Raw genomic sequence first — 1,173 nt, 5'->3', positions numbered from 1 at the left:
GTTAATGGCTTAGTTTCGCCAGTAAAAACCATAAAGATGAAATCCCTTCCTTACTTATTTTGTTGTTTTTCTTTTTTAACCTGTTCATTTTCTGTGTCTTATGGTCAGTCGGCCAAGTATGAGGACGATGCTCGATTTATCAGAAAGATCTACGATGAGGCCTGACAGAGAGCCAGGCTTACAATTGGTTAAGAAGTCTAACTAAAGATATTGGAGCTAGATTAGGTGTTCTCCCAGGCTGCCGCTGCGGTAGAGTACACTCGGCAGATGTTGGATACGATGTCTTGGATAGTGTATATCTGCAAGAGTGCATGGTTCCCATTGGGTTCGTGGAGACAAGAGGTCGTGCGCGTAGTGAATTCCTTTAAGATGGGATCTGTGGAACTGGATGCCTTGAGTTGGGCAACTCTATAGGTACTGGTCCCAAAGGGGTAACTGCGCCAGTGGTAGAGGTAAAAAGCTTGGATGAGTTGGAAAAACTGGGTAGAGAAAAGGGGAAGGCAAGATCGTGTTCTTCAATCGGCCTATGGACCCCGACAGATGAACACCTTCGCTGCTTATGGTGGGCAGTAGATCAGAGAGCATTGGGCGCTTCCAGGGCTTCCCGCCTGGGTGCAGTGGCGGCACTGGTTCGATTCTATGACGCAAAGGCCTGGATGATATTCCACATACGGGTGGACTCGTCTATGAAGAGGCGTAGTGCCATTCTGGGTAGGGATTAGCACGATGGACGCAGATGTGTTGAGTAGCTGTTGGAGGAGAAGAGGTGCGTGTTTATATTCGGAATACCAGTAAAATGATGAGCCTAAGCTTTTTATAATGTCATTGGAGAAATTAAAGGCTCTACTATCACAGATGAAATTATTTTGGAGTGGGCACCTAGATTCTTGGGATGTTGGGGAAGGCGCGATGACGATGGTGCGGGATGTGTTCAATCCATGGAGGTATTCGGTCCTCAAGGCCTTAGGGTACCAGCCCAAACGAACTTTGCGTTGCGTGATGTTTATGAATGAAGAAAATGGCCTAGCTGGTGGTAGAGCATATCAAGTGGCCTCGGATGCTGCTGGCGAATACCATATGGCAGCTATCGAATCCGACCGCGGCGGGTTTACGCCAAGGGGGTTCACTGCCGATGCGGATGAAAGTGTATTTAGCAAGAAGTTTAGAAAGGTT

General features: G+C 47.6%; 1 protein-coding gene. It reads left to right on the top strand.

The genetic code is table 11. The features are described from left to right. Positions 1 to 819: 819 nt before the first annotated feature. Positions 820 to 1,173 (top strand): M28 family peptidase (locus tag D5R40_RS38745; RefSeq protein WP_205127863.1); only part of this gene is annotated, 354 nt, incomplete at its 3' end.

It is taken from the genome of Okeania hirsuta (genome assembly GCF_003838195.1).
GTDB lineage: Bacteria > Cyanobacteriota > Cyanobacteriia > Cyanobacteriales > Microcoleaceae > Okeania > Okeania hirsuta.
The sequence above is the reverse complement of the archived record's forward strand: the minus strand, read 5'-3'. Positions and strand labels throughout refer to the sequence as shown.